Source organism: Klebsiella sp. Sb-30 (assembly GCF_057652795.1).
The window spans coordinates 239,006-264,772 of the sequence record NZ_CM172749.1 but is presented as its reverse complement, the minus strand read 5'-3'; the positions used below and the strand labels follow the sequence as shown (position 1 = coordinate 264,772).

The 25,767-nt window shown below is 58.4% G+C and carries 16 protein-coding genes; 5 read left to right on the top strand and 11 right to left on the bottom strand.

The window, feature by feature from the left end; genetic code table 11:
- Positions 1 to 300: 300 nt before the first annotated feature.
- Genes bcsC through bcsR form a run of 6 tightly spaced genes read right to left on the bottom strand, consistent with a single transcriptional unit; the run spans position 301 to position 10,801 of the window.
- Complete coding sequence (bcsC, locus tag AC236I_RS01200; RefSeq protein ID WP_032718367.1) at positions 301 to 3,780, bottom strand: cellulose synthase complex outer membrane protein BcsC; 3,480 nt, start codon at positions 3,778 to 3,780, stop codon at positions 301 to 303.
- The gene (gene bcsZ, locus AC236I_RS01195) at positions 3,762 to 4,871 is read right to left on the bottom strand and encodes a cellulose synthase complex periplasmic endoglucanase BcsZ (protein ID WP_004868720.1); all 1,110 of its coding nucleotides are present in this window, start codon (positions 4,869 to 4,871) and stop codon (positions 3,762 to 3,764) included. The genes bcsC and bcsZ overlap by 19 nt, the downstream gene beginning before the upstream one ends.
- Before the next feature lie 3 nt (positions 4,872 to 4,874).
- The gene (gene bcsB / locus AC236I_RS01190; RefSeq protein ID WP_064367942.1) at positions 4,875 to 7,238 is read right to left on the bottom strand and encodes a cellulose biosynthesis cyclic di-GMP-binding regulatory protein BcsB; all 2,364 of its coding nucleotides are present in this window, start codon (positions 7,236 to 7,238) and stop codon (positions 4,875 to 4,877) included.
- A 10-nt stretch (positions 7,239 to 7,248) separates the two neighbouring features.
- Positions 7,249 to 9,867, bottom strand: coding sequence for a UDP-forming cellulose synthase catalytic subunit (gene bcsA / locus AC236I_RS01185; RefSeq protein ID WP_004868725.1), 2,619 nt, complete (start codon positions 9,865 to 9,867; stop codon positions 7,249 to 7,251).
- The gene (gene bcsQ / locus AC236I_RS01180) at positions 9,864 to 10,601 is read right to left on the bottom strand and encodes a cellulose biosynthesis protein BcsQ (protein WP_487608675.1); all 738 of its coding nucleotides are present in this window, start codon (positions 10,599 to 10,601) and stop codon (positions 9,864 to 9,866) included. Before bcsQ ends, bcsA (AC236I_RS01185) begins: the two co-directional genes overlap by 4 nt.
- 11 nt (positions 10,602 to 10,612) lie before the next feature.
- Positions 10,613 to 10,801, bottom strand: a complete 189-nt coding sequence (bcsR, locus tag AC236I_RS01175) for a cellulose biosynthesis protein BcsR (protein WP_004868728.1) — start codon at positions 10,799 to 10,801, stop codon at positions 10,613 to 10,615.
- Positions 10,802 to 10,971: 170 nt separating this feature from the next.
- On the opposite strand from bcsR, the gene bcsE reads away from it, so the two are divergent.
- The 5 genes from bcsE to map all read left to right on the top strand — a co-directional run bounded on the left by bcsE (position 10,972) and on the right by map (position 15,578).
- Entirely contained in the window at positions 10,972 to 12,528 is a 1,557-nt protein-coding gene (bcsE, locus tag AC236I_RS01170) for a cellulose biosynthesis protein BcsE (protein ID WP_015585555.1), read from the top strand.
- Entirely contained in the window at positions 12,525 to 12,722 is a 198-nt protein-coding gene (gene bcsF, locus AC236I_RS01165; RefSeq protein WP_004868733.1) for a cellulose biosynthesis protein BcsF, read from the top strand. Before bcsE ends, bcsF begins: the two co-directional genes overlap by 4 nt.
- Complete coding sequence (gene bcsG / locus AC236I_RS01160) at positions 12,719 to 14,389, top strand: cellulose biosynthesis protein BcsG (RefSeq protein WP_064356594.1); 1,671 nt, start codon at positions 12,719 to 12,721, stop codon at positions 14,387 to 14,389. Before bcsF ends, bcsG begins: the two co-directional genes overlap by 4 nt.
- A gap of 210 nt (positions 14,390 to 14,599) precedes the next feature.
- Positions 14,600 to 14,818, top strand: a complete 219-nt coding sequence (locus AC236I_RS01155) for a ParD-like family protein (protein WP_004868736.1) — start codon at positions 14,600 to 14,602, stop codon at positions 14,816 to 14,818.
- Positions 14,799 to 15,578, top strand: coding sequence for a type I methionyl aminopeptidase (gene map / locus AC236I_RS01150; RefSeq protein WP_004868737.1), 780 nt, complete (start codon positions 14,799 to 14,801; stop codon positions 15,576 to 15,578). Before AC236I_RS01155 ends, map begins: the two co-directional genes overlap by 20 nt.
- Before the next feature lie 59 nt (positions 15,579 to 15,637).
- Here map and AC236I_RS01145 read toward each other — a convergent pair whose 3' ends face one another.
- Genes AC236I_RS01145 through bcsA (AC236I_RS01125) form a run of 5 tightly spaced genes read right to left on the bottom strand, consistent with a single transcriptional unit; the run spans position 15,638 to position 25,758 of the window.
- Positions 15,638 to 16,630: a family 8 glycosyl hydrolase gene (locus AC236I_RS01145; protein WP_487608674.1), complete on the bottom strand. Its 993-nt coding sequence runs from the start codon at positions 16,628 to 16,630 to the stop codon at positions 15,638 to 15,640.
- A gap of 11 nt (positions 16,631 to 16,641) precedes the next feature.
- Complete coding sequence (bcsD, locus tag AC236I_RS01140) at positions 16,642 to 17,118, bottom strand: cellulose biosynthesis protein BcsD (RefSeq protein WP_160873410.1); 477 nt, start codon at positions 17,116 to 17,118, stop codon at positions 16,642 to 16,644.
- Positions 17,118 to 21,170, bottom strand: coding sequence for a cellulose biosynthesis protein BcsC (locus AC236I_RS01135; RefSeq protein WP_487608673.1), 4,053 nt, complete (start codon positions 21,168 to 21,170; stop codon positions 17,118 to 17,120). The genes bcsD and AC236I_RS01135 overlap by 1 nt, the downstream gene beginning before the upstream one ends.
- Positions 21,167 to 23,650 (bottom strand): cellulose biosynthesis cyclic di-GMP-binding regulatory protein BcsB, encoded by a 2,484-nt coding sequence (bcsB, locus tag AC236I_RS01130; protein WP_192226475.1) that lies wholly within the window; start codon positions 23,648 to 23,650, stop codon positions 21,167 to 21,169. Before bcsB (AC236I_RS01130) ends, AC236I_RS01135 begins: the two co-directional genes overlap by 4 nt.
- On the bottom strand, positions 23,647 to 25,758 hold the full coding sequence (bcsA, locus tag AC236I_RS01125) for a UDP-forming cellulose synthase catalytic subunit (protein WP_004868748.1): 2,112 nt from the start codon (positions 25,756 to 25,758) through the stop codon (positions 23,647 to 23,649). Before bcsA (AC236I_RS01125) ends, bcsB (AC236I_RS01130) begins: the two co-directional genes overlap by 4 nt.
- Positions 25,759 to 25,767: the final 9 nt, after the last annotated feature.

Below are 25,767 nucleotides of genomic sequence, written 5' to 3'. Positions count from 1 at the left end.
TCCACTGATACTTAACACCTACCCGGTTTCATTCCATCAAAACCGGTCGTTTTCAGGCTGATTATATACTTAAATCCTTCGCCCACGTCCGCAAGGGGTGACGTGACGTCTGCGGGTTATTTTCCCGGATTGCCGCTGCCCCCTTACCGGAGCCAGGCGACAGCATGGGTCTCTCTCCCCGGTAAGCGTAGCGCCACCGAGGGAAAGACGGCCAGAATGAACAAAGACGGGCGAAGTTTGACGAGTATACGCGAACCGGCGGCTGGAGTGACGCCCGATCGCGTAATTCAGGCTATTCTGCTACCAGTCCGCGTAGGGTACCAGCGGCTGTGGCGGCATATCCATATCACCCTGCCAGCCGGCGGCCGAATAGCGCACGTAGAGCAGCGCATGGCTCGGGGTATAATCCTTCGCCTGTTGAATATCCACCGCCGCCCCCACGAACCAGTTGCCGGTAACTCGTCGCTCAACCAGCGCCCGGGCGGTGTAACCAAAGCCCTGACTGCTGCTGCCTTGTTCCGTCAACTGACTGGCATCGGCCCGATAGTCTGAGGGAATCAAATTCAGCAGCGGGTAGCGCGGCATGGTTTTGGTACGCGAGTGCGACCAGGAGACGGATCCCCCCAGTTCCCATGACCAGTTTTCCGTCCGCTGCCGCCAGGTGACCGGTACCGCGAACGAGATATACTCCTGCGGGCTATAGTAGCCGCCCTGGCCGAGGGTATAGCCGCTCAGATCTTTGTCATAGTGCCAGAGCATATTGTTCAGGCCCACCGTGACGCGGCGGTTATCTTCATTGATGACTTTATAGTAGTAACCGGTCATCCAGCGCACGCGCCAGTTGTCGGCCACGTTTTTTCCCGTGAGTTGATCGACGCCCAACGAAGACCAGACGCCGTTGGCCTCGCCCTTATCGTAGCTCATGCTCACGCCGCCGCCGTCAGCCCGGACGCCGCCCCAGGTTGTCCCGGTATGGCTGCTGCTGTCTTTCTGTCCGCCAAAGGCAAGCAGCGAGCTGGAAATCGGCCGGCGATGCATATTGAGGGTGTAGCCGATCGGCCCGAGATCGTTGCTGTAGCTCAGGCCGCCTACCACATCCACCACGTTAAAGCCCATCGGAGTGGTACCGATATCCGCGCTCCAGGTCTCGTTCTTCCAGCCCACCGCAACGCTGGCGCCACCGTCGGTCTGGTTTTTGCTACCGCTGGTGCAGGCAATTTCACCGCAGGTCCCCCAGTTTGGCGAATAGCTACCGTCGCTGTTCGTTGAGAAGCTGCCGGCATCCATATTGACCAGGTCGGTACGGAAGAACATGCGTCCGTCGGCGAGCGGCGCATCCACATGCAGCATCGTGGTGTGCGCTTTGAGATCGGAATAACCGCCGGTGCCGCTGGATCCCCAGAAATCATGCTCCAGGGTGACGTTAAGATCCTGCTGGCGATAGAGATCCGCGGCGTCGCTGCGGATCCCGCGCTTCAGCCAGTCATCGCTGCTGTCATTGCGGGTCAGGCGGGTAAAGGCATCGTTATCCTGCGGGCGGACCGGGGTCACGCCAGAAGCCACCATGGCATCTTTATAACTCTCCAGCGCCATCTGCGGCTGGCCGTTCTGGGTCTGGAACCGGGCCGCATCGCGCAGCACCAGCGCACTTTCCATTGACGGAGGCTGCGCTTTCGCCTGCGGGATAATACGGTTAAAAATCTGCTGCGCCTGGGCTGTATCGCCAAACCCCGCATTCGCCAGGGCCACCCGCCGCTGCATATTGATGGAATCGGTCTCTCCGCCTTTCAGCTGGCTGACCTGCGCGCGCGCGGCATTTTTATCGCCTTCGGCAAGATAGACTTCCGCCAGTCCCAGACGGGCATCACCGTTGTCGGCCTCCTGACTCAGCACCGCGTTGTACTGCGCAATCGCCGTCTGGCTATCGCCGCGCTGCTGCGCCCAGTCCGCAAGCGTAAGCTGGTAGCGAACCAACGGCGGCTGCTGTTGAATGAGGGCGATAGCCTGTGTTTCCCGGCCGCTGTCGCGCAGCTGGTTAGCCTGGCGTATCACCTTATCGCTCTGTAAGCGCGCATCCAGCTCACGAATGTTATCCGTCCACTGGCCGCGCGGCAGAGTAGCGAGCTGCGCCAGCGCCAGATCGTCCTGATTATTGCCGGATAAATAGAGACCCCAGGCATAAACCCGCTCGGCATCCCCCGGCTTACGGCTGACCATATTACGCATCAGCGTATCGGCCTCCGCCTGTTCGCCTGCGCTGACTAAATCACGGGATAAACGATAGGTAATCCACACGCTATCCGGGTCAAGCGCCAGGCGCCGACGCTGGACCTCCGCCGCCTGCGCCCAGTTGCTTTGGCTCTCCAGCGCTTCGGCCTGTTTTTCCAGTCGTTCATTGGTCAGGCTGCGCTCGATATCATCAATGCTGCGCCGCTGGGCAGGCGACAGACTGGCGATATAGGCGCTGGCTTTTTCCGGCGATTGCGCACGATAAAGATTAGCCAACCCGCGAACCGCCAGGTTGTTGCCGCGATCCATCCGCAGGGTACGCTGATAATAGCGCTCCGCTGCCGCATTATCTTTGCGCGCTGCCGCCACATCCCCCAGCCCAAGCACCGCATAGCTATCGCTACTGTCGACCCGCTGAGCCTGCGCATAATAGTTTTGTGCCCGATCCAGCTCGCCGGCCTTCAGCGCATTATCGCCCTGCTTGATCAACAACCAGTAGCGGTTCGTCTGTAGCAGGCTGTCCCATTTATCGCGATTCGGGCTTTTCGGATCCATCGCGATCGCTTTGTTCAGCTGTGCGACGGCACGGGCTCTGTCGCCACGCTGCGAATAGGCCTGGCCCAGCGCGCCCACGGCGTCGCTGTCCCTGGCATCGGCCCGCACGGCCTGCTGTAAATTGGCCACGGCCTGGGCGGGGTTGTCATTTTTGACCGCCGCCAGTCCTTCGGAACGCACGCGAAATGCCGGATCCTGAAGTTGCGCCTGCTGCTGAGCCAGCAACACGCGGGCATTCGCTGCCGATTCACCGGTGGTGAACAGGACCAGAAAACGCTGCAGTTGCTGCACGCTGGCCCGGCTGACCGGCATATCTTTGATTTCGCTAAGCCACATATCGGCCGCAGCGCCGCGACCGGCGGCCGAACGCGACATTTGTTCTAAATAGGCAAACCCTTCCGCCGGTTTATCGTCAGCAAACATCTGTTTGGCCAACGCCGCCTGCAGGTCGGCATTGCCCGGGGAGCTGGCATCCAGCTTCTTCAGCTGAGCAACGGCTTCTTTATGTCGCGCCGGGAGGCGCGCCACCAGCGCCCAGTATTCAATCGCGAGGGTCTGATCGGGCGGCACGCCGCCGAACAATTTTTCAAAGGCGGCCACCCCCTCTTCTACACGTCCCGACACTCCCAGCAAGCGCGCCTGCTGCAGCTCCTGCCTCCCGTCGCCGGTGTTGAGGTTCATTTCGCTACGGGAGGATTTCAGTTCTGCGGAATCGGGGGCCAGTTTTGCCAGCCTGTCGAGCTGTTTTTTGGCGCCGTCGGTGTCGCCCTGGCGCAGCAGGTAACGCATTCGCGCGGCAATTAATTGCGGATTATTCGGGTCAATCAGCTCCAGGCGATAGAGGGATTGCTTAACCAGATCTTCACGATGGCTCGCTTCGCCCAGCCGGACCTGCTCCAGCAGATGCTCCTGGGCAGGGGTTGTCGCCGCCTGCGCCAGCGGCAGCAGGGCGATCCCGAGAGACAAGGTGATAATACTTAATCTGAACTTACGCATTCCTGGTCCCAGTCAGGTCGTAATTCGCCACCCGCAGTGAAACGAAAACGATGTTGATCCCATCCCTGGCCAAAAAGCGTCAGGACCGCACTATAGTAGGCATCGGCGCCCGGATAGTGGTCTGCGACGCGCTGGCGCTGTATCGCCCGGGCGTCGTCATTTTGTAAAAACGGCAGCATCGACGCTGAAAATCCGACCGGGCCGTTGCCGGTCGTTTTCCCGGTTGCGATATTCGCTTTTTCCGGCGGTACGCCCTGGCGAATCGTCTGCGCTTCCATCGGTTTAAAACGCGCCAGCAGTCGCGCTTTCTGTTTATCCCCATCATCCAGCATCCCGACCCACAGATAGACGCGAATCGCGTCGTAGCTGCCGATTATCGGTTTGTCCGCATTCAGCTGCCAGCCTTGTCCTTTTTCGTAACGCACCCAGTCAGGAGAAAAACCTTTGGGCGCCGTCTCCAGCAGAAAACGCAGGTTGCTGTCGCGCAGTTTCGGCCACGGGGCGCCAAACCGGCTGAAGTAGCTGGCAAGCTGTGGCGGAAGGTAGCTGGGGTTAAAGCGCCAGCCTTTATCGTCGACAAAGCCAACTTTACCGGGGAGCACCATCGGTCCGAAACCCGGCACATCCGTCACTTCTTCATCGGCGATACGTGACAAGAGCGCCTTGCCCACCTCGGTGTACTGCGGCATCTGCCACAACCGCCCGGCTTCCAGCAGCGACCAGGCTATCCATAAATCGGAGTCGGACGCGGAGTTGCTGTCCAGCAGCGTCCACTCCTCATCGCTCTTTTTGCCCCACAGCCAGCCCGGCAGGTGCGCACGCAGATCGCCCGCCGCCAGGTTGTTCTGGGTCCACTGGAACAGCTTGCCGAAAGCGTCGCGATCGTTTGCCGCCAGCGCGAAGAACAAGGCGTAGCTTTGCCCTTCGGAGGTGGTGATTTTTCGCGAATCGGCGGGATCAACCACCCGCCCTTCGGTACTCACATACTCTTTTTTAAATTGCTCCCAGGCCGGCCACTGGCAGGCGGCGCTTACCTGTGCCGCCGCCAGCATCAGAACCGACAGGATGACTCCGCGAATCGGGTTCATCATCGCTTACTCATCATCAAGGTGGAGACGACGACGGCTGACAATACGCAGCATGCGCCACAGCACCCAGGCCAGAAGCACAATGCTCACCGCAGCCAGAATGGCCAGCAGCACCGGGTGGCTGGACAGCGCAAACCAGATTCGTTCAAACCACGGCAGGTGTCCGACATAATAGACGTCGCCCACCCGCAGGCTGTTCACGCCGGATTCACGAATCACCGCAGCGGAACCAAACATCGCCGCCCGCTTGCCGCTGTCGTTCAGCGCACCGTTCAACAGCTCGTTACCGCGTGGGCTGTCCGCCAGCAGCGCCACGACGCTGCGTTGATCGTAATACGGCGACTGGAAGCTGATAATGGCCGCCATTGGCCCGGAGGAGGTGATATCCGTGCGCGTATTGGGCGTTCTGGCCTCATCATCCGGATAGATGCTCGGCAGATCGTAATGGCGCATCGGCATCTTCACCCAGCTCTTTGTCGCATCGACCAGCAGGCTAATTTTGGTCTCATCTTTCAGCGCTGGCGGAATCGCGCCAATCAACAGCAGGTCGGCGTCTTTATCCTTAATTTTGCTGCCATCATCGGTGAGCTGCACATTGATAGCCGCCAGACCAGTCTGCGCGCCGATACCGCCAACGGATTCCAGCAGCGTCGCCACCTGACCCTCAGTCGGTGCGGGTGGCACCACAATCAGCGTGTCAGCAAGATCGGCCATCCGGCTATACGGGAAGCCCGCATTGGCAAACACGCGCAGATCCGGCATGGCAATAAAGTGGTAATACTTCGAGAAGTCGATGGTTGAATCGTCACCAATCACCACGTGGTTCTGTACCGGCTGGAAGGTAATACAGTTATCGATAGAGCCGCCCGGCATCGGGTTCATGTACTGGAAATCAAAACGCAGCTGGTTCATCGCCCCGAGGCGCAGCGCCGGGATACTGACGTTCGTCTTACCATCCAGCAGCCCCTGCAGCACCGGCAGACGCAATATCAATTTATTCACGTCCTGAGAGCTGTTCAGGCTGAAGGATTGCAGGAACTGGTCGTTGAGGCTGATATCCATGCGCGAACTGTCTTTGATCGGCGGCATGGTGTAGCGATAGTTCAGCCTCATGTCGATGCCGTTGGCACGCAGCAAATAGAGATCCGGCGGCAGACTCAGCGCCACGTTAATGGAATCCGGCACCAGACCGCTGGACTGCAGCTGCTGTTCGTAGGTTTTCAATTCGCCGAAGGTGACTTCACGATCGGTACGCACCCAGTTCGGCGCGTCATACGGTTTGCGCGCCTGCAGCTCTTTGACATCGTCGACCACGACGCTGCTGCCGCGGAACAGAATATTGCCCTGCGCAATCCCCCTCGCGGCCAGCAGCAGGTCTTTGTCATCGCGCCCAAAGACCACCAGCAGCTTGACGTAAGGGTTGTCCGGATGGTTAATCATTTCGATGGTCGGCGCCTTCACCGGCGGATGTTCACGCAGGAAGTCCGGGCGCTTATCGTTGGTCGCAAACACGATGGCGTTGCGATCCGGCAGTTTGTTAAACAGTACCGGGAACGCCTGGCCGCGCCAGCCGGCTTTGCTGCCGAACCAGGAGGCCACAATCGCCGCCGCCTGCTGCTGCTGCGCATCCGGTGAGGAGGCGAAAACCATCGGCAGCGTCAGCGAACGGTTGTCCCGGGGATCGTAGAACGGCACCGGGAAATGGGACAGATCGTTACGCACCGCCAGCGCCTGATAGGTCAGGTCCAGGTTACTGTCACGCCCGACGTCCAGCCATAACGTACTGCTGGCCGGGTTCTCACACACATCGCGATAATGGCCGACGAACACCAGACGCACGCGGTTAAAGTCGGTGATATACAGGGGATCGATAGGGATCTGCGCGCTGACTTTTTTACCCAGCTGCTCTTTGGTAACCGGCAGGACGCCCATCAGCTCATCATTGAGGTACACCTTCAGCTGCGACTGCACCGGCAGCAGCGAAGGGGACGGCGTATAGTCGAGATTCAGCAGGGCTTTCGTCACGACCTCATCGCTGCGCATACCAAACTCTACCGAGCCGTCGGGATGCGCCCCGCGCAGTATCATACTGCCCGGAGCCGGGGCGATACTGGCGAAAGAGAGCTTCACGTCGCGGGACGGAACATTCTCCATGACCACCGCAGGCGCCGGCGGCGCGGCAAGGGTTGCCGTCGGCTGGCTGTCGGCAATGACCGGGGCCGGAGCCGTCAGGCCCCCGGCTAGCGGGTCCGTCGCCGCAGGCGCTGGCGCCGCAGCCACGGCTGTCGCCGGCGCCGCAAAAGAGGCGAAGGATGACCAACCAGCCATTCCCACTGCCACTGCACAAATCAAGGAGAGTTTTCTTTTCATCGCATTATCATCATTGTTGAGCCATTTCTGGTTCTGAAGAGAGTATCGCCGCGGCACGTTCAGGCCGACGGGGAACAAACGAGACTATCCAGGCAACCAGCATGGTGAGCGAGCGGAAAATAACCTTCACCGACGGCGGCGAGAACTCCGCCAGGTGACGATATCCACGGAACCCCAGCTTCAGGATATCCAGCAGGCTTTCCATCGGTTTATCTTCCGGGAAGCTATCCTGCCAAAGCGCCCACGTATCAGCACGGGCAAACGTACACTGTACAAAATCAATATGTTGTTGATTGGTCAACGGCATCAGCTGTAAACCGACTTCGCTGCCATTCACGCGCGCAACCCGGACCGGGAAGGCATATTCCTGCTGTCCGCGTTTGAGCAGCAGATTCACCTTTTGCCCTTCCAGCACCTGCGCCTTACCGTGAATTTTTATCCCCAGCCCGCCATCGGAATAGTCATGTACGGTACAGGAGAACAGGTGGCCATCTTCGCGCGCAATTGCCGCCGGCATGCTCATTTCGACGCGATGCGAGCGACGGACCTGTTTACTTTCCACCGACACCGCCACCGCGCCGCCAAGGATAATCAGGTTATAGAACACCCAGACGATGCTGACCCAAACGGTCAGGATCTCATTTTCCGGGCCGTAGAGGTGACGCCAGATCCCCGCCGCCACGCCCACCAGGTTCAGCAGCACCAGATAGATATAGGGACGGGAAATGACCCAGTCGACATATTCGTCTTCCACCAGTCCCCCTTTCGCCGTCACGTTGAACTTCCCTTTATGCGGGTTAATCAGCGCGACAAAGGTCGGTGGCGCGATATACCAGGCCAGCGTCGTTTCGTAGATTTCGCTCCAGAAAGAGTGGCGATATTTGCCCTGAATCTTCGAGTTCGTCAGGCTCGCATGAATCATATGCGGCAAGACGAAGAGCGCGATCATCAGCGCCGGCGCATAGATGATATAGGCGTGCAGCAGTAAAAATGCCAACGGCGCGACGAGGAAAATCAGCCGGGGAATGCCGGATAAAAAGTGCATCATCGCATTGACGTAACAGAGCCGCTGCGCAAACTTAAGCCCTTTACCAAACAAGGGGTTATCGAGGCGGAATATCTGCACCATGCCACGCGCCCAGCGAATACGCTGGCCAATATGCGCCGAAAGGCTTTCGGTCGCCAGGCCCGCGGCCTGTGGAATACGCATATAGGCGGACGTGTAGCCGCGACGGTGCAGACGCAGGGAGGTGTGGGCATCCTCGGTCACCGTTTCCACAGCGATACCGCCAATCTCATCCAGCGGGGCACGACGAATGACCGCGCAGGATCCGCAGAAGAAGGTGGCGTCCCACATATCGTTACCATCCTGCACCAGACCGTAAAACAGGGTCCCCTCGTTCGGCGTTTTCCTGAAACGTCCCAGGTTGCGTTCAAACGGGTCGGGCGAGAAGAAATGGTGCGGCGTCTGCATCATCGCCAGCTCTTTCTCTTTCAGGAACCACCCCATGGTCATCTGCAGGAAGGAGCGTGTCGGCACGTGGTCGCAGTCGAAGATCGACACAAATTCGCCTTTGGCGTACTTCAGCGCGTTGTTGATATTCCCGGCTTTGGCATGCTCGTGGGTGGTGCGGGCGATGTAATGCACGCCGACGTCTTTGGCGAACTGACGAAACTCTTCGCGCCCGCCGTCATCGAGGATCCAGATATTGAGCTTATCTTTCGGCCAGTCGATACCTTGCGAGGCATAAATGGTGTTTTTCACCACGTTAAGATCTTCGTTGTAGGTGGGAACGAAAATATCCACCGTCGGCCACTCGGCCATATCTTTAGGTAACGGAACCGGCTGGCGATTCAATGGCCATATCACCTGGAAATAGCCCAGCACCAGCACCAGCCAGGCATAGGTTTCAGCAAACAGCAGCACAATGCCGCACACCAGGCTGACAGGATCGTCCCAGTTCAGCGTCGAGGTATAGCGCCACCAGATGTAGCGGCAGGAGACGGTCAGCGAGAGGACAATCAGCATCAGGGCCGAAAAACGGCCGGGAATACGGCGTACCAGCAGCGCCACGCCCCACAGCAACATCAGGAAAATAAACTGTGAAAGCGGGTTAAAGGGCTGGGTAATACACAGCAGCGACAGCACCAGCGAGAAAGTGACGACCACGCCAAGAATCGCCTTGCGCAGTTTCGGACTGACGTGCGCCAGCTCTTTGTGTTTATTCAGATGGGCTGTGCGGCTGTTCGTCCGTTCGGGAAGCGTATCCAGCCACTGGGTATAGCGCCCGTGAACCCCTTTGATGGCGGCAAACGAACGCCAGTTCGCCTTTTTATCCGCCCCGGGTACATGCGTCACCAGCAGCCACAGGGACTGCAGCAGATAGCGCAGCGGATCCAGCAGCCGCGGGCGATGGGGATTAATATGCGGGAAGTAGTCATGATGGTTGTTCAGAATCGCCTGCCAGCGCGGTGTTTCCAGCGGCATCAGCGCCCAGACCAATGACGCCCACAGGCAGCCCAGCGATGCAGACAGCCACGATGCGCCGTGGCGGCGATAATCGCTGTAGCGTTCGCTCAGACGTTCCGCGACCGGCGGCGCCAGTAGCAGGGTACTCAGGCGCATCATTGCGCCCCCTTGCCGGAATAGTGCAGCAAACACCAGTTGGCGAGGGTCAGGATCTCTTCGGCGGCCAGCGAATCAGAACGATATTCCCCGAGCGGCTGCTTCGCCGCCAGACACTCCGCCATCGCCTCATCACGATGGACCGTGACCGGCAAAATACGGCGCTGGCTCTCCAGCCACAGCTGGTATAAATCTTCCTGTAGCTGGCTGCCGACGCGCAGATCGTTAATCAGAATATCGCCTTTTGCCGGCAGCGCCTGTTGATGCAGGCGAATATGGCTGTTGCCGTCCGGATGCACCACCACCAGCGTGCGATCGCAGACGCTAAGCAGTGAACGCGTCAGCGGGGAATAACCTTCCGGTAAATCCAGCAGCAGCCAGCGATGATCACCCTGCTGCTCCAGCTTCTCCACCATGCCGACAAAAGATTCCAGCATCGGATAGAGCTTATCAACGTTCTCTCTTTCACCGGGCGAAAGCAGACCAAAAGGCAAAATATCAATATGCGAGGTATAACGGATGCCGGCGTCGCGCCAGTCGCCTCCGTCAATTAACGAACGTGCCCAACCGTCGCGATGCGTCGCATCAACGTTGAAAAAATAGCGCAGCATATTATCCGGGCTGGCGTCGATCGCCAGAACCGTTTCCCCGAGGAGCTGTAATGCCCAGGCGAGCGCGGCGGTAATCGACGTGGTGCCCACGCCACCGCGGATACCCTGTAATCCAAGAATAGCCATCGACGGCGTCCTTACTTTTTCTCTGCGAGTTCCGCCAATAGTGGCCAGCGTTTCAGCGCCGCGGCTAACTGCTCGCGCCGGGAAATGTCGTGGTAATCAATTTCGGGCAGGGAAAATGCCCGGCTTAACGCCAGGAAATCATTTTGAAAGGTATAACCCAGCGTTGCATCTGAGGGTACTGAAGGCTCTTTTCCCGGCATTTCGCTGTCCATTCAAAAAAACACATAAATAAAACCCGATGTATAATAGGCTCAGTCTTAACTCACCTATATATGCTAAAACTGATACCCTTTAAATTCAATGTTAGGTTTACTCTGACGCTTTCGCTAGTAAACTGATCCAGTATGAATCAGGGCTGACGAGGAACGACGTGAATATCGTTTATACTTTAGGTATTTCATCATTATGGGACGAGGTCTGTCATATGCCCGTCGGGGGCGTGTGGTGGCTTAACGTCGATCGCTATCCTGACGCGGTAAGCCTGCTCAATCAAACCCTGGCGGCCCAGGATAAAGAGTGCAAAGTCGCCGCCATCGTCATGGGTGAGAAACCAAATAAAATCATATCATTAAAAAAAGATTGCGGCCCGGAAAAAGTGGCATTATTCAGCATGCCTGACCTGACGGCAGGGCTGGAAGAAATGCATCGTGATTTACTCTGCTCGGTCGATCCGGCCAATTACTTTTTTATTTTGCTATGTGCCGAAAATGCATGGAAAAACATAAAAAGTGAGAAAATAAGCGCATGGGTTGAAAAATCTCACCAATGGGCTAAATATCATAAGTGTTCGTTATTAATTCTTAATTCCGATAATGATATAGACAAGCAGCTTTCGCCATTATTACACGAGTACCGCGCCCTTTCCGGGCTGGCGAGCATTCGTTATCAGGGCGATAGTTTTCTGTTTGATATTGCCTGGTGGGGCAGCGAAAAAGGAATGAGCGCACAGCAGCAGCTGACGGTAATCCAGGATGACGACGGCTGGCGACTGGCAGAAGAAGAAGAAGCCACGGTGCAGCCGCGCAGCGATGAGAAGGTTATCCTGAGTAACCTGCGAGTCCTCGAAGGCGCGCCTGCCCTGTCTGAATACTGGACGCTGTTTGATACCAATGACGGCGTGTTTAATGCCGCCCGCACCGCGCAGGCGGCAACGTTGTTATTTTCCGTGACCCAGAACGAACAGATTGAGCAGCTGGGTCGCTATATTCACACCCTGCGCCGGCAACGCGGCAGCGCGTTGAAAATTGTGGTGCGCGAACAGCTCCCCAGCCTGCGTACCACCGATGAGCGACTGCTGCTCAGCAGCGGCGCGAATATGGTGATCCCCTTCAGCGCACCGCTTTCCCGCTGCCTGACGCTAGTGGAAAGCGTGCAAAAACAAAAGTTCACCCGCCATATTCCGGAAGAGTTCGCCACCCTGCTGACCTGGAGTCAGCCGCTCAAACTACGCGGCTACCAAAAGTGGGGGGATTTCTGCGCCGCGGTACATAACATTATGGCCAACACCATGCTGCCTGCGGACAGCAAGGGCGTGATGGTGGCGCTGCGCCCGGCTCCGGGGCTGCGCGTCGAGCAAGCACTGACCCTGTGCCGGCCGAACCGTATGGGCGATATCATGACGATCGGTAACAACCGATTAGTACTGTTCCTGTCGTTTTGTCGCGTCAATGACCTGGACACCGCGCTAAACCATATTTTCCCGTTGCCCACCGGCGATATTTTTTCCAACCGCATGGTCTGGTTTGAAGATAAACAAATCACGGCGGAAATTGGGCTGATGCGGGGTATTTCGCCGGCACAGTGGAACACGCCGCTGCCTATTACGATGGAGAAAAACAACCCCATTAACGCGGCCCATGACGGACGCAGCTGGCGACGCATTCCGCAGCCGCATCGTTTGTCTACCGACAGGGAGAAAACGTCATGATGTCCATCAGTGATATTCTTCAGCTGATCGTACTCTGTGCCCTGCTGTTTTTTCCGCTGGGATACCTGACGCGCCATTATCAGCGTCGAATTCGCACCACCTTACGCTTAATGTTCTTTAAACCTCGTTATGTCAAACCGGCTGGCGTATTACGCCGGGAAGCAACAACTCAGCAAGGCAAACTGAATAAATGACGAATCCAAAAACAAATGCGACGCCGCTGCCGCTTTGGCAATACTGGCGTGGCCTGGCCGGTTGGAATTTTTACTTCCTGGTGAAGTTTGCGCTGCTTTGGGCGGGATATCTTAATTTTCATCCCATGCTCAACCTGGTCTTTCTCGCGTTTTTACTGGTCCCGCTGCCGAAATATAAACTGCACCGTCTGCGGCACTGGATTGCTATTCCGATCGGCATCGGATTGTTCTGGCATGATACCTGGCTACCGGGGCCGGAAAGTATTTTCAGCCAGGGTTCGCAGCTTGCTGGCTTCAGCGCCACTTATATCTGGGACCTGGTCACCCGCTTTATTAACTGGAATATGGTCGGCGCCTTCTTCCTGCTGCTGGTTCTGTGGATGTTCATCAGCCAGTGGCTGCGCGTCACGGTAGTGGTCTCCGCCATTATGGTGTGGCTGGCGGTCAGCCCACTGCTTCCGGCCTTTACGTTATGGCCTGCGGGCCAGCCGACGGCAGCGGCGACCACCGTGAAGACCACGACCACGACGGCGGCCCCGGCGGGCACCTCTGCCGCCAGCGGCGATATTCCGGCACAGACCGAACCGCCCACCTCGGCGAATTTGACCAACTGGCTGAACGCGTTTTACGCCGCAGAGCAGAAGCGCAAAACGCCGTTCCCGGATCGGCTTCCGGCCGATGCCCAGCCGTTTGACCTGCTGGTTATCAACATTTGCTCGCTGTCGTGGTCCGATATCGAAGCCGCCGGGCTGATGGATCATCCGCTGTGGAAGCATTTTGATATTGTGTTCAAAAACTTTAACTCGGCGACCTCCTACAGCGGCCCGGCGGCGGTACGGCTGCTGCGCGCAAGCTGCGGCCAGCTGTCGCATTCGAACCTCTATCAACCGTCGGGCAACGACTGTTACCTGTTCGAAAATCTGGCCAAACTCGGCTTTACCCAACAGCTGATGCTCGGCCATAACGGTCAGTTCGGCGACTTCCTGAAAGAGCTGCGTAGCTTAGGCGGGATGCAAAGTCCGCTGATGGATCAAACGGGGCTGCCGGTCAGCCTGCAGGCTTTTGATGGCTCGCCGGTCTATGACGACTTAGCGACCCTCAACCGCTGGCTGGAAACCGAAAATAAACAGGGTAACGCCCGCAACGCCACCTTCTACAACATCCTGCCGCTGCACGACGGCAACCACTTCCCGGGCCAGAGCAAAACGGCGGATTATAAAGTTCGCGCGCAGAAACTCTTCGACGAGCTGGATAACTTCTTTACCGAGCTGGAAAAATCGGGCCGTAAAGTGATGGTCGTGGTCGTACCGGAGCACGGCGGCGCGCTGAAGGGCGACAAAATGCAGGTTTCTGGCCTGCGCGATATCCCGAGCCCGTCCATTACCGACGTGCCGACGGCGGTGAAATTCTTCGGGATGAAGGCACCGCATCAGGGGGCCCCGCTGATTATCGACCAGCCGACCAGTTACCTGGCCGTGTCGGAGCTGGTGGTTCGCGCGCTGGACGGCAAGATGTTTACCGAAGATAACGTGGACTGGCAGCAGTACACCGCCAACCTGCCGCAAAGCGCCGCGGTATCGGAAAACGCCAACGCCATCGTTGTGCAGTACCAGGGGAAACCTTACGTTCAGCTGAACGGCGGAAGCTGGGTACCGTACCCGCAGTAATCCCGCCAATGGCCGCAGGGGCGTTCCCTGCGGCTATGATACGCCAGCAGGTCAACTGCCCCTCGCGAATTCCCCGCTGAAAACTCCAATCACCACCCAGGGTCGCTATCTCTGATGGCGCACTCCGGACGACCGCCGCCGGCAAAAACGCCGTGACAGCGTCCGCCCGGGGATATACGATATATATATGAATCATTACGGAACATATATATGGGAATCGTAAAAATCTCCGACCTGCTGCATGACGACATCCGCGACGCCAGCAAGGCCATGTCACGCTCAGTGAATGCTCAGGCGGAATACTGGATTCGGCTGGGGATGATGAGCGAACTCTACCCGGAGCTTAACCACCAGCAAATCAAGATGATGATGCTTAAATCGGGATCCGATCGTTTACTGGAGGTGATCAATGCCATCAATTCCCATTAAAACGGCGGACGAATTAGCCCGACAGCGCCGGGCAGGCGCGCTGCTGGCCTCGGTGTTCGACATGCTGGATAAACATATTCAGCCCGGCATAACCACCATGGAAATCAACAACCTGGCGGAAGATTTTATCGTCAACCAGCTCCATTCCCGACCGGCCAGCAAAGGGCAATATGATTATCCTTTCGTCTTAAATACGTCGGTGAATGAAGTGGTGTGCCACGGCATGCCAAAAGAAACGGAGCATCTGAAGTCAGGCGCGATCGTCAACGTCGACATTACGCTGGAAAAAGATGGCCTGATTGCGGACTCCAGCAAAATGTACTTAATCGGCGACGTTTCGCCGCTGGCCCGTAGACTGGTGAAGAAAACGTACGAAGCGATGTGGAAAGGTATCAAGGTGGTCAGGCCCGGCGCCACGCTGGGTGATATCGGCCATGCGATTCAGAGCTATGTCGAAAGCAACGGCTACAGCGTCGTGCGGGAGTATTGCGGTCACGGTGTCGGGCAGGAGATGCACGAAGAGCCCCAGGTGCTGCACTACGGCAAGCCGGGTGAAGGCGCCGTGCTGCGAGAGGGGATGGTTTTTACCATCGAACCGATGGTCAATCAGGGCGATAGCCGGACAAAAATCAAGAAGGATGGCTGGACCGTAGTGACCCGCGATAAGAAGCTCTCGGCGCAGTGGGAACACACCGTCGCCGTTACCGCCGACGGCGTAGAAGTCCTGACGCTACGCCAGGACGAAATTATCCCGTTCTGAGCCGTTCCGCTGTCGATATCGCCTTCAGCAAGCCATAGCGCCTGGCGAAGGCACTAAAATTACCGATCGCGCCCTGCCAGCCAGACCAGCAGTTTCAGGCTGGCGGAGTAGTAATCATCCTGGGCGGTAATTTGCGGATCCTCCGGCGTCTCGCCCATGGTCAGATCGCGCACCGCCAGCAGGCCGCCGGTCATAAACCACGGCGAGACGTTATTGGTGCTGACGTTAATCCACGCCGGCGTTTGCAGCCGCGGATAGCTCTGGAACCAGTTTTTCCACGGCGTCAGCAGCGGGCTCTGTGGATTGGCCCAGGTGAGATACAGCGGGATACGAATCGCGTCATAGCTCATCCGCGGCGGCCACCCTTTCGCCGGCTCCATCTTACCGTCAGCTTTCAGCGCAACCCAGTCGGTAGGGAGCTGGGTTTTGCCCCATGCCATTTTGCCCAGCAGAGCCTGAGCGTCGCTTTGCAGCTTACGCCAGGCGATCAGATGCGTGCGCGCGGCAAACGCCTGCCATGCCGGGAAGATAAAGTAGGAGGGGTTAAGATTGAGATGGTCGTTGCGGTTGAAGCCTTTGGCGCCAGGCAACATGACCTGATAGCCGGCAAAGGTCACCACCGTATTTTTCAGCAGCGATGCGGTAATGGCATCAGACGCGTTACCGTAGGATTTGTCCCCCCACTGCTGCTGTGCGCGCAGCAGCGCCCATGCAATCAGGGTATCGCCGTCGGTGGCATCGTTCTTATCGGCAATAGGGTCCGGCGCCACAGGGTTATAGCGCCAGTAAAAGAGCCCGTTGTCTTTATTGCGTAGCGTTTTATCGGTCCATTGCCATAGCTTGTCGAAGGCCGGCCGATCGTTTTTCGCCACCGCCAGCAGCATCGCGAATCCCTGCCCCTCGGTATGCGAAACGTTACCGTTGCCCGTATCCACAATGCGCCCGTCAGCCATCATAAAACGCGATTTATAGCTTTCCCAGGCGGTGTCTGCCCACGCGCGGGGCAGCAGCACCATCGTCACCATGACTGCGATTACAACACGCAAAGACATATGTTCACCCGTTATGGATGGAAGTAGAGGAACTGAACATCAGACACCGAGAACAACCGCTCACGCTGTAACACCACATGTGCACCGCCCCCTTGTCCCTGTAGCCAGCGAGAATAAAGCCCCTCGAGTATGGCACAAAATGCATTGCACCAGCGCACGCGGCGCGCATCGTCACGACTCACCGGCAGCGCGCGATGACGTAAGCGCAGGCCGTCATCGCCCACATCCACGCTGACGACGCCCCACTGAAAGCGGCTGAGCAGCTGGTTGATATTGGCCTCCAGCTGACCGACGGTTTCTGACTCGGGCAGCGGGTAGCGATCGGCCAGGGCTTCACCCATCTGACGTAAAAATGGCTGGCTCTCCAGCTCGCCGGCATTGTTCAGCATCCCGTCAATCATAATGAGCAGCAGATCAAACCATCCCGCGGGGGTTTGCTGCTGTTGAAACCAGGCCATGACTTCCGCGTTGTTTTTGTCCGTCATGATCAGTTATCTCCCAACATATAGCGGATATAGAGACCGGCGGTACTCTCGTTGTAATCACCGAAGGTGTCGTAGCCAATCTGGCCGCCCAGCGTCATCTGTTTGTTCACCTTGTAATCCGCCCCGGCGCGCAGCGTGTAGCCGATGCCGCTCTTCGAGGTCGCTGAATAGTACGCCTCTTTGGCAAAACCGTTGGCTACCGCGGTCTCCAGGGTCTGCTGCCATTCGGAATTGGTCGGGAAGTAGGCGCTCTTATCCTGACTATAGGATTGATACCCCACCGAGCCACCGAGCTTCATGGTCCAGTTGTCATACTTCTCGGTCAGGTTAACCGGCAGCGAAACGCTTACGTAGTTTTGCGGGCTGAAGTAGCCCCCCTGACCATAGGTGAAGTAGCTCAGGTTCTTCGAGTAATCCATGTAGCTCATACTCAAACCGGCCTGCAGCTGGCGATATTCATCATGATAAGGCCGCAGATAGACCCCGGCATTGGCGTTGACACTGGTGTTGCTGGCCACGTCGCTGCCAATGTAGCTGTAGCCCCCGCCGCCGACGTAGAAACCGGCGTCGCCATCATCGTAGCTGAGCTGCAGGGTGCCGCCGTTTTTCGTCACCTGCCCCCAGGTTTTCCCGGAGTAGCTATCTTTCAGCCCCACGTAAGAGAGCAGGCTGTCGGTCAACGAACGGCGCTCACCGGTGAAGATCAATGACAGGTAGTTGGTGAGTTTCGGCGACCATTTCACCCCCCCGACCACGGTGTTGAGATCCTGGCCCAACGGCGTGCTGCCGATATCCACGCGATAATCATCGCCGCTCAGCGCCAGGGCTAATTCGACGCCATTCGCCTTCTGCGAATCCGTCGAACCGCTGGTCTGATCGACATTCGGTTTCAGGCTGGAAGAGGCCAGATAGCTGGCGACCTGTCCGGAGTCATAGGCGCCAAGTTTCGCCAGATTCTCCATCCCGCTGCTGGTCGTGGCGTTAAAGTCTGCCGCATTCAGCGTCCCCAGCGAACTTAAGGCTTCGGCCCCCGGATTGCTGGCAAAGTACGCCGTGCGCTCCGTATCCGTCATCGCCGCAATCGCCGCCTGTTCGCTGGTGGCAGTGGAAATCATGTTGGACACCGCATTGGAGAGCGGATTCGCGCCGTAGCGCCGCCAGGCGTCGCCGCTGGCGGTGCCGGCATTCAGCGAAATCGGCGTCACGGTAAAGTCAAAACGCGAGTCGCCAAACGGCGATGAAGACCAGGTCAGCGGCGTTTTCATCTCGGTCAGCTTACTGGTCCCGGATTCACCGTCGCGCCCACGCACCTCCATTCCCCCCTGGAGCCAGGTGCCGGTTTTCTCCTGCAACGACTCCATCATGGTATCGACCTGACGCAGCATGCGGGTTTGCGCGGTCTCCACCGGAAGATCGGGACGTTGGATGCCGGGCAGCGTGGTTCCGCTGCCAGTTGACACCTGGGCAACCTGCCATGGCATATACTGGCCGTAAGCCGATGCCGTTCGCGTCGTGGACGGCGTGCGGGAGACGCCCACAAAGGGGTTATCCGCCGCCAGCACGCCGCCAACGGTGGGCGTTTGTGCGCTGTTGCTGCTCTGCAGCCCCAGCAGTTTGCCGCGCGCGCTGCGCAGATACGTCATCGCCTGCTGATGGTGTCCCTGCGCTTCCGCGACGCGCGCCAGCAGCAGCAGGCGATCCGGTGTATTGTCCTGACGCAATCCGCCGGCCAGCTGTTCCGCCCGGTCGTTATCGCCGGACGACAGCGCAACATCGATAGCGCCGGATCGCGCCGCCTGATCCGGCGTATCGCGGGTCATCAGGTAGTCATAGACCACCCCGGCTTCTTTGTTCATTTTGCCGCTCTGGTAGAGGCGCGCCATCGCGAACATCAGATCTGTATTCTGCGGATCGCTTTGCATCGCCCCCATCAGCTTGTCATACGCCGCGGCGTAGTTGCCCTGCTCCCGCAGTCGATCGGCTTCGTTGATCACATAGCCGTTGCGGATACTCGCCAGCTGCGTTGGCGTGCTGCCGGCCTGCAGCTGCGGGTTCGACAGCAGCGTCTGCGCTTCATTGGTCAGCCCCGCCTGGTTGAGGACCGCCACCTGATCGGCATAGTCGCCGGCGTTCCCCGTGATTCCGCCGCTGATATTGTTGCGCACCAGCGTTACCGCCGTGGAAACATCGCCGCTCTGCGCCAGCAATCGCGCCAGTTTCCCCACGTCAGCCGGTGATTTTGGCGGCGTGGCCGACATCGCTTTCAGGGTATTGGACGCCGCCACCGTATTGCCCTGGGCGAGATAATCTTGCGCGGTGGTCAGCTGCAGGTTGTAGTTTACCCGCTGACGCAGGTCGCGCATCTGGCTGGTCTGGCTGGCGGCGGGAATCCTCCCCAGCAGCGTCTGCGCCTGCTGCCAGCCGCCGTTCTCACTGGCAAACAGCGCGGCGGCATAGAGGGCGTTACTGCTGGCGCCGGGACGATAGGCGGCGGCCATCGTTGACGCGGCCTCGCTGTCATTGCCGGATTTTTGCAGTAGCCGGGCTAAGTCGAGGCGCATCCAGGCGTCATCCGGATAGCGGGAGACCCCCTGGCGCAATGTCGCGATAGCGCCGCTGACGTTGCCGCTGTTGGCCTGCTCCTGCGCCTGGCGACGAAGCGAATCTCCCGGCATACCGGTCACGATGCGCGGCTGCAGTTTTTGCTGCAAACTCTCCGGCAGCGTGCGTAACATCGCCTGCGCTTCCGCCGTTTTATTTTGCTCGCGCAGGATGTAGTAAAGGTTCTCGCGCGCCGGGCCATTTTGCGGCTGCTCGCTGAGCAGCGAGCGCAGCGTTTGTTCGGCCTGAGGGAGATCTTTGTTATGACGCAATACATCGGCACGGAACAGTTTGGCCGATGTGCCGCGCGTCCCGCTCTGCTGGGCCAGCGGAGCAGAGAGCGCCAGCGCCTGGCTAATATTGCCCTGCTTGTACGCCTGCTGAGCCTGGGCCAGCTGCCCATAGAATAGCGCGTCCGCCGCCTGCTGACGGCGCGCCGCTGAATCATTACCGCCGAGATCCGCCGCCCGGCTTAAATATTGCGATGCGGCCTGGAAGTCACCGTTGCGCTGGGCGATATATCCCATCCCGGCCAGCGCGTCCGCATCCTGCGGGTTGGTTTGCAGCACTTGTTCAAACTGCTGCTTCGCCACCGCGGTATTGCCGCTATTCAGGTTAACGAACCCCTGACCGCGCGCCTGGCCGCTTATCCGCTGACGATAGTAATTCTGTACTTCGGTATCCTGCGGGTGACGCTGCATCCAGGTATCGTAAAACGCCCGATCGCCCTCCTGCGGCCCCAGCCACAGCAGCGCCTGGCGTAGACCGCTGTCGGCATCTTTACTGCCGCTGGCCATCGATTCCAGGATTGAAATCCCTTCCCGCCGGGTATCTTCCCGCCAGGTCAACGCCTTGCCTAAAGCCACGCGCGGGGCGTTCTCCTGCGGATACCGCGCCACGTACTGACGCAGTTCGCTGACCGCCTGGGGATAGAGCGCTTTGTCGCTGGCCATGGTCATGTAGTACTCACCGGCCAGCCCCGGTGGCGGGGTGTTGCCGTTGAACATGCTGCGCCAGGTCGTCAGCGCAGCCGGAATATTGCCGCTGCGCGCCTGCTGTCTGGCCAGACTCAGCTGCCCCTGCGGCACCTGCGCCATTTTTTTGGCATTATCCAGCTCCTGCAGGTTTGGGCTCTCTGGCGACACTTTCGCCAACCGCGCCCGCCACTGGGCCGCCGCCTGAAGGTCGCCGCCCTGCTGCGCCCACAGCGCCATCAGATACATGGCCTGCGTGTTATTGGCATCAACCAACAGAACTTTCTGCAGCGATTCCATCGCCAGCTCATCGTGCGATTTTTCGTGCCAGTAGTTCGCCTGGGCAAACAGCGCCTGCAATGCGGCATCATTCCCCGCAGCCATGGCATCACCGAGGGTGCCGAGGGTCAGCGCGCCGGACAGGCAAAACGTGGATAATCTGCGGGTCGCCCTGCTGTTCATTTTAATGGCTCGTTTCATTGGCTATCCCCCGAACTCAGGCGCTTGCGTGCATGGCGTTTAAACATGGCGGTAAGCGCCAGGCCGATGATCGTTGTCGCAAGCAGTCCCAGCAGCGCAAGCAGACCGGAGTGCTGGTTGGCATACCAAACGGCCATCATGTACCACGGCATCTGCCCGCTCGGGAATGGCGTACTCACCTGGAAGCTGCGAACCCCATTATCGCTGGTGATAACCGCCGTATCGCCGCGGATACCGGCGTTGATTCGCGGTGAATCAAGGTCGCTTTTCAGCTTCGTCAGCTGATCATCGTTGCTGGCCATCGCCACCACCACCGTGCGCTGTGGATTCCACGGTGAACGGTAGCTGATAAAGCCGCGCCAGGCGCTGCTGGAAGAGAGATAGCGATCGGCATCCAGGCTGGCGGATGTCCAGTCGCCGGCCAGCCACCGCTGTACTTTTGAACTCAGTCCCGACTCGCGTACGCCCAGCTGATTATCCGCCTGATAATAAGGAGAATCTTCTAACAAGCGCTGGTTAAACGTTTTCTGATCGAGGGCGCTGACCGCCAGCACATCGCGATTGTGCAGGTACTGAAGGCCGGCGCCACCGCTGGGGATGCCTAAAACAACGCGGTTGTTCGCCAGCGCCGTGCCGGTGGCATTACCCGATCGGGCGGCGAGGTTTAACAGCGTAGCGACCTGCGTTTCCGACGGTTTTTCCGCCAGCAGCAGCGTGGTTTGTGAATAGTCCGCCAGCCGCGAGAACGGGAACGAAGCGCCGACGAAATAGGAGAGATTCGGCAGCAGCGAGAAGTGTCGCGTATTGCTCAAATCAATCCACGAATCATCGGTAATCCGGCTCTTGATATTGTTATTAAGCACCACCGAACAGGGGGCGTTTTGTTTCGGCACCACGTTGAAATAGAGCGACAGCTGGTTATCCCCGTAAATCAGATACGGCGCCAGCGGAATGGTAAACCGCTCCTGACGCACGTCGCCGCCCAGATGACGCCATAATTTCTCCAGCGGCCCCTGCTTGTTCAGCGGCAGGTTGTGCAGGAAAGTGTTATTGAGCGTCACGCTTAATAACGACTGCTCCTCATTAATCCAGTTTTCCGACGGGAAACGGTAGCCAATCTGCAAGGGAATGGTTTCCCCGTCCCACAGATAGAGGTCCGGCGCCGCGCGGAAAGCCACGCGCAGCGGTTCATGCCAGACGCCGTTTACGGTCATACTCTGATCTTTACGCAGCAGCTCGCTGATTTTTACCGGCCGATCGGTTGGGATCCAGCGCGGGGCATCATACGGCTTGCCGATCGGGATCGCCTGCGGATCCACGCTCAGGCTCGCGGTCTGCGCGGCAATATTACCGCGGGTCAGCCGCCAGGCTGCCGCACGCAGCGCCGCATCATTCTGCCCGACGATCAGCAGCAGTTTGTAGGTGGGGTTACCCGGGTTATCGACAATCTGCAGCAGCGGTTTATCGGTTTGCGGCAGCGTCAGCCCGCCGACCTGGTCACCCGGATGGCCGATAATAATACCGTGACGCTCCGGTAAACGGTCGCGCAGCGCGCTAAAAGCAATCCCGCGATAATCCGCCTGAATACCCAGCCACGACGAGAGCAGCGCTGCGGCGCTGAAGATATCCGCTCCCGATTTCTCCGGGTAGGCCACCGCGATGTCCGCCGGGGTCATCTGCATGCTGTCGAAGAATGGACGCGGGAAGTGACTCAAATCGTTGCTGAGATTCAGCGGCTGGCTTTCCCAGTTAAAACGCGAAGCCGGTAAAACCGTGACGCCCGACGTGTCATGCATGTTGAGCTGGCACTGCATGTTGTCGCCATCATTCACCTTAAAGCTCAGGTTGTTGCTGGAGACCATTAGCGCCGCCGGAATATCCAGCTGATAGTGAGAAACGTCCGCCCCGTCGGTGCCCAGCGGCACCGTGCCTAAAGGCTGGCCGTTGAGCATCAATTGCAGCGTGGCGTTGCGGGTGGCCATATCCGGCGAGACCTGAACATCCAGCATCAGCTCGGCATGGGTCACCACCTGGTCTGAAGGCAGCGTAAACCCCGCGCCGCCCTGCTGTTGGCCGCCGCTGAGGATAATGCCATCCGGCATCCCCATTTGAGCCAGATTAAGACTGCCCCCGACCACCGGCGTTAACGGCGCCACATCCGGCATTGCCGTATGAGTCGGCGGTGGCATGACGGGGAGCGAGGCGGCCGGATCCGCCGCCGCGGGTTCTGCTGTCGTGGGTGTCGATGCGGTCGACGACTCGGACGCGACAGCGGGTTCTGAGTTCACCGGAACCTCCGCTGCGGCCGACGACTCCGCTGCGGCGGTCGACGCCGACTCATCGGCGGGAAGGCCGCCCGTGGTCGCGCCCGGTAACGGGAAATTCAGCGGCGCAGAACGATCGGCCGGCGCCTCTTCACCGTGCAGCGCCGGTATGGAAAACATGCCGGCCAGCAGCGCAAGCGTGGTTAATCGCTTCATAATTGGCCATCCTCCTGCGCGGTACTGGCGACAGGTTTCTGCTGGCGACGGCCGCGTCGTGTTTTCCAGCTCAGCCAGAACAGTTCAAACACGCAGCGTAAGATGGTGAAAAATGACCGGAACGGGTTGTCCTGCGGACGCGGCGGGTTAATCCATGCATCGGCGCGCGCCAGCACCACTCGCACCAGTTCACGGCGCAGCGAGAGGGGAATATTTTCATCAAACTTGAGGCGAATAAAGTTTTCATCCGCGGTCACCTGTTCGGCGGGAATACAAATCGCACCAGATTGCAGGATCAGCTCAATCTCTTCGATATCATCCTGCAGATGGCGATCGTCCGGGACCGCGATGCGGCATCCGCCCATCGACAGGTCTGCGGTGTGGCTACGCGACACGATGCCGCTGGCGTAGTGAATCAACACCGGAATATTGACGTCGATACGGATCGTTTTCCGCACCTGGCGGGTTTCCCGCGCGACGGCAATCGCCGCCAGCAGGAAGATCAGGCTGTACAGTCCCCAGCCAACGTTCAGCGCGATAACGTTAGGATCCGAGCCGAAATAGTCATGGCCAATGGCCCTGACAATACCGACAATCACGCCAACCGCGAGCAAACACGCCACCACCAGATGCGGCCTGACGACGGTAAAGTCGAAGTAGCCCACATCCAGCAGCCCCCCTTTGTCGGTCACGTTGAATTTACCGCGTTTGGGGAAAATCATCGTCACCAGCGTCGGCAGCACCAGATGGAATGCCAGCACGATGTCATAGATTTCCCCCCAGAAGCTGTAGCGATAGCGGCCGTTCATCCGCGAGCCGACATAAATCGCAAGGAACAGATGCGGGAGCGCATACGAGACAATCAGGCTCGCTGAGGAGTAGATAATATTCAGGTTAAACAACAGATAAGCTAACGGTGCGGTGACAAACACGACCCGTGGCAGGGCGAACTGATAGTAGAGCATGGCGCTGAGGTAACACAGGCGCTGCTGGAAGGTCAGCCCGCGGCCCAGGAGCGGGTTATCGAGGCGGAAGATTTGCGTCATCCCACGCGCCCAGCGGGTCCGCTGAATGACGTGCACGACTAAACGTTCGGTGGCTAAACCCGCTGCCAGCGGAATATCGAGAAACGACGATTTCCAGCCCAGGCGCTGAAATTTAAGCGCGGTGTGCGCATCTTCGGTCACGGTTTCCACCGCAAAACCACCGATATCATCCAGCGCTTTACGGCGAATCACGGCGCAGGAGCCGCAGAAGAAGGTCGCATTCCAGTTATCGTTGCCCTGCTGAATCGGGCCATAGAACAGCATCCCTTCATTGGGGATGTTGCGGCCGACGGAGAGGTTGCGTTCAAACGGGTCCGGCGAATAGAAATAGTGCGGGGTCTGCACCAGCGCCAGCATCGGGTCTTTGAGGAAGCCGCCAACCGTCGCCTGCAGGAACACGCGGGTCGCCACGTGGTCACAGTCGAAGACGCAAATCAGCTCTCCCTGAGTCAGGGTCATCGCGTGGTTCAGGTTACCCGCTTTGGCGTGTTTATTATCATTACGGGTGATATAGCCGACGCCGACATCGGCGGCGAACACCGCAAATTCGCTACGTTTCCCGTCGTCCAGCAGATAGATTTTCATTTTATCCGCCGGGTAATCGATACACTGCGCAGCCAACACGGTATCGCGCACGACTTCCAGCGGTTCGTTATAGCTGGGAATATAAATATCGACCGTCGGCCACGTGCTCATATCATCGGGCAGCGGGACGATTTCTCGCTTCAGCGGCCAGACCGTTTGCAGGTAGTTCAGCAGCAGCATTACCCAGATATAGACTTCCGCCAGAAACAGCCCCATCCCCAGCACCGTCTCAATGGTGGAGTTAAAATGCAGGGTCTGCGTCAGGCGAAAATACATATAACGGGTAGACATCAGCAGCGAAGTCACGACCATAATGACCGAAATACTGCGCTTTTTGCTAAATCCCATTAAGAACAGAATACCGATACTTAACAGACCAAAAAGATACTGCTTTTGGCTGTCCATCGGCGTAATAATGACCAGAACGGCAATCGGCGACAGCACCAGTGCCAGCAACCAGAAAAGAGACTTTTTCATTCAGCAGCC

Bases quoted from the DNA above. Each gene is read 5' to 3' on its own strand.
- bcsC (WP_032718367.1), bottom strand. From the start codon at position 3,780: ATGCGTAAGTTCAGATTAAGTATTATCACCTTGTCTCTCGGGATCGCC.
- bcsZ (WP_004868720.1), bottom strand. From the start codon at position 4,871: ATGATGAACCCGATTCGCGGAGTCATCCTGTCGGTTCTGATGCTGGCG.
- bcsB (WP_064367942.1), bottom strand. From the start codon at position 7,238: ATGAAAAGAAAACTCTCCTTGATTTGTGCAGTGGCAGTGGGAATGGCT.
- bcsA (WP_004868725.1), bottom strand. From the start codon at position 9,867: ATGATGCGCCTGAGTACCCTGCTACTGGCGCCGCCGGTCGCGGAACGT.
- bcsQ (WP_487608675.1), bottom strand. From the start codon at position 10,601: ATGGCTATTCTTGGATTACAGGGTATCCGCGGTGGCGTGGGCACCACG.
- bcsR (WP_004868728.1), bottom strand. From the start codon at position 10,801: ATGCCGGGAAAAGAGCCTTCAGTACCCTCAGATGCAACGCTGGGTTAT.
- bcsF (WP_004868733.1), top strand. From the start codon at position 12,525: ATGATGTCCATCAGTGATATTCTTCAGCTGATCGTACTCTGTGCCCTG.
- bcsG (WP_064356594.1), top strand. From the start codon at position 12,719: ATGACGAATCCAAAAACAAATGCGACGCCGCTGCCGCTTTGGCAATAC.
- AC236I_RS01155 (WP_004868736.1), top strand. From the start codon at position 14,600: ATGGGAATCGTAAAAATCTCCGACCTGCTGCATGACGACATCCGCGAC.
- map (WP_004868737.1), top strand. From the start codon at position 14,799: ATGCCATCAATTCCCATTAAAACGGCGGACGAATTAGCCCGACAGCGC.
- AC236I_RS01145 (WP_487608674.1), bottom strand. From the start codon at position 16,630: ATGTCTTTGCGTGTTGTAATCGCAGTCATGGTGACGATGGTGCTGCTG.
- AC236I_RS01135 (WP_487608673.1), bottom strand. From the start codon at position 21,170: ATGAAACGAGCCATTAAAATGAACAGCAGGGCGACCCGCAGATTATCC.
- bcsB (WP_192226475.1), bottom strand. From the start codon at position 23,650: ATGAAGCGATTAACCACGCTTGCGCTGCTGGCCGGCATGTTTTCCATA.
- bcsA (WP_004868748.1), bottom strand. From the start codon at position 25,758: ATGAAAAAGTCTCTTTTCTGGTTGCTGGCACTGGTGCTGTCGCCGATT.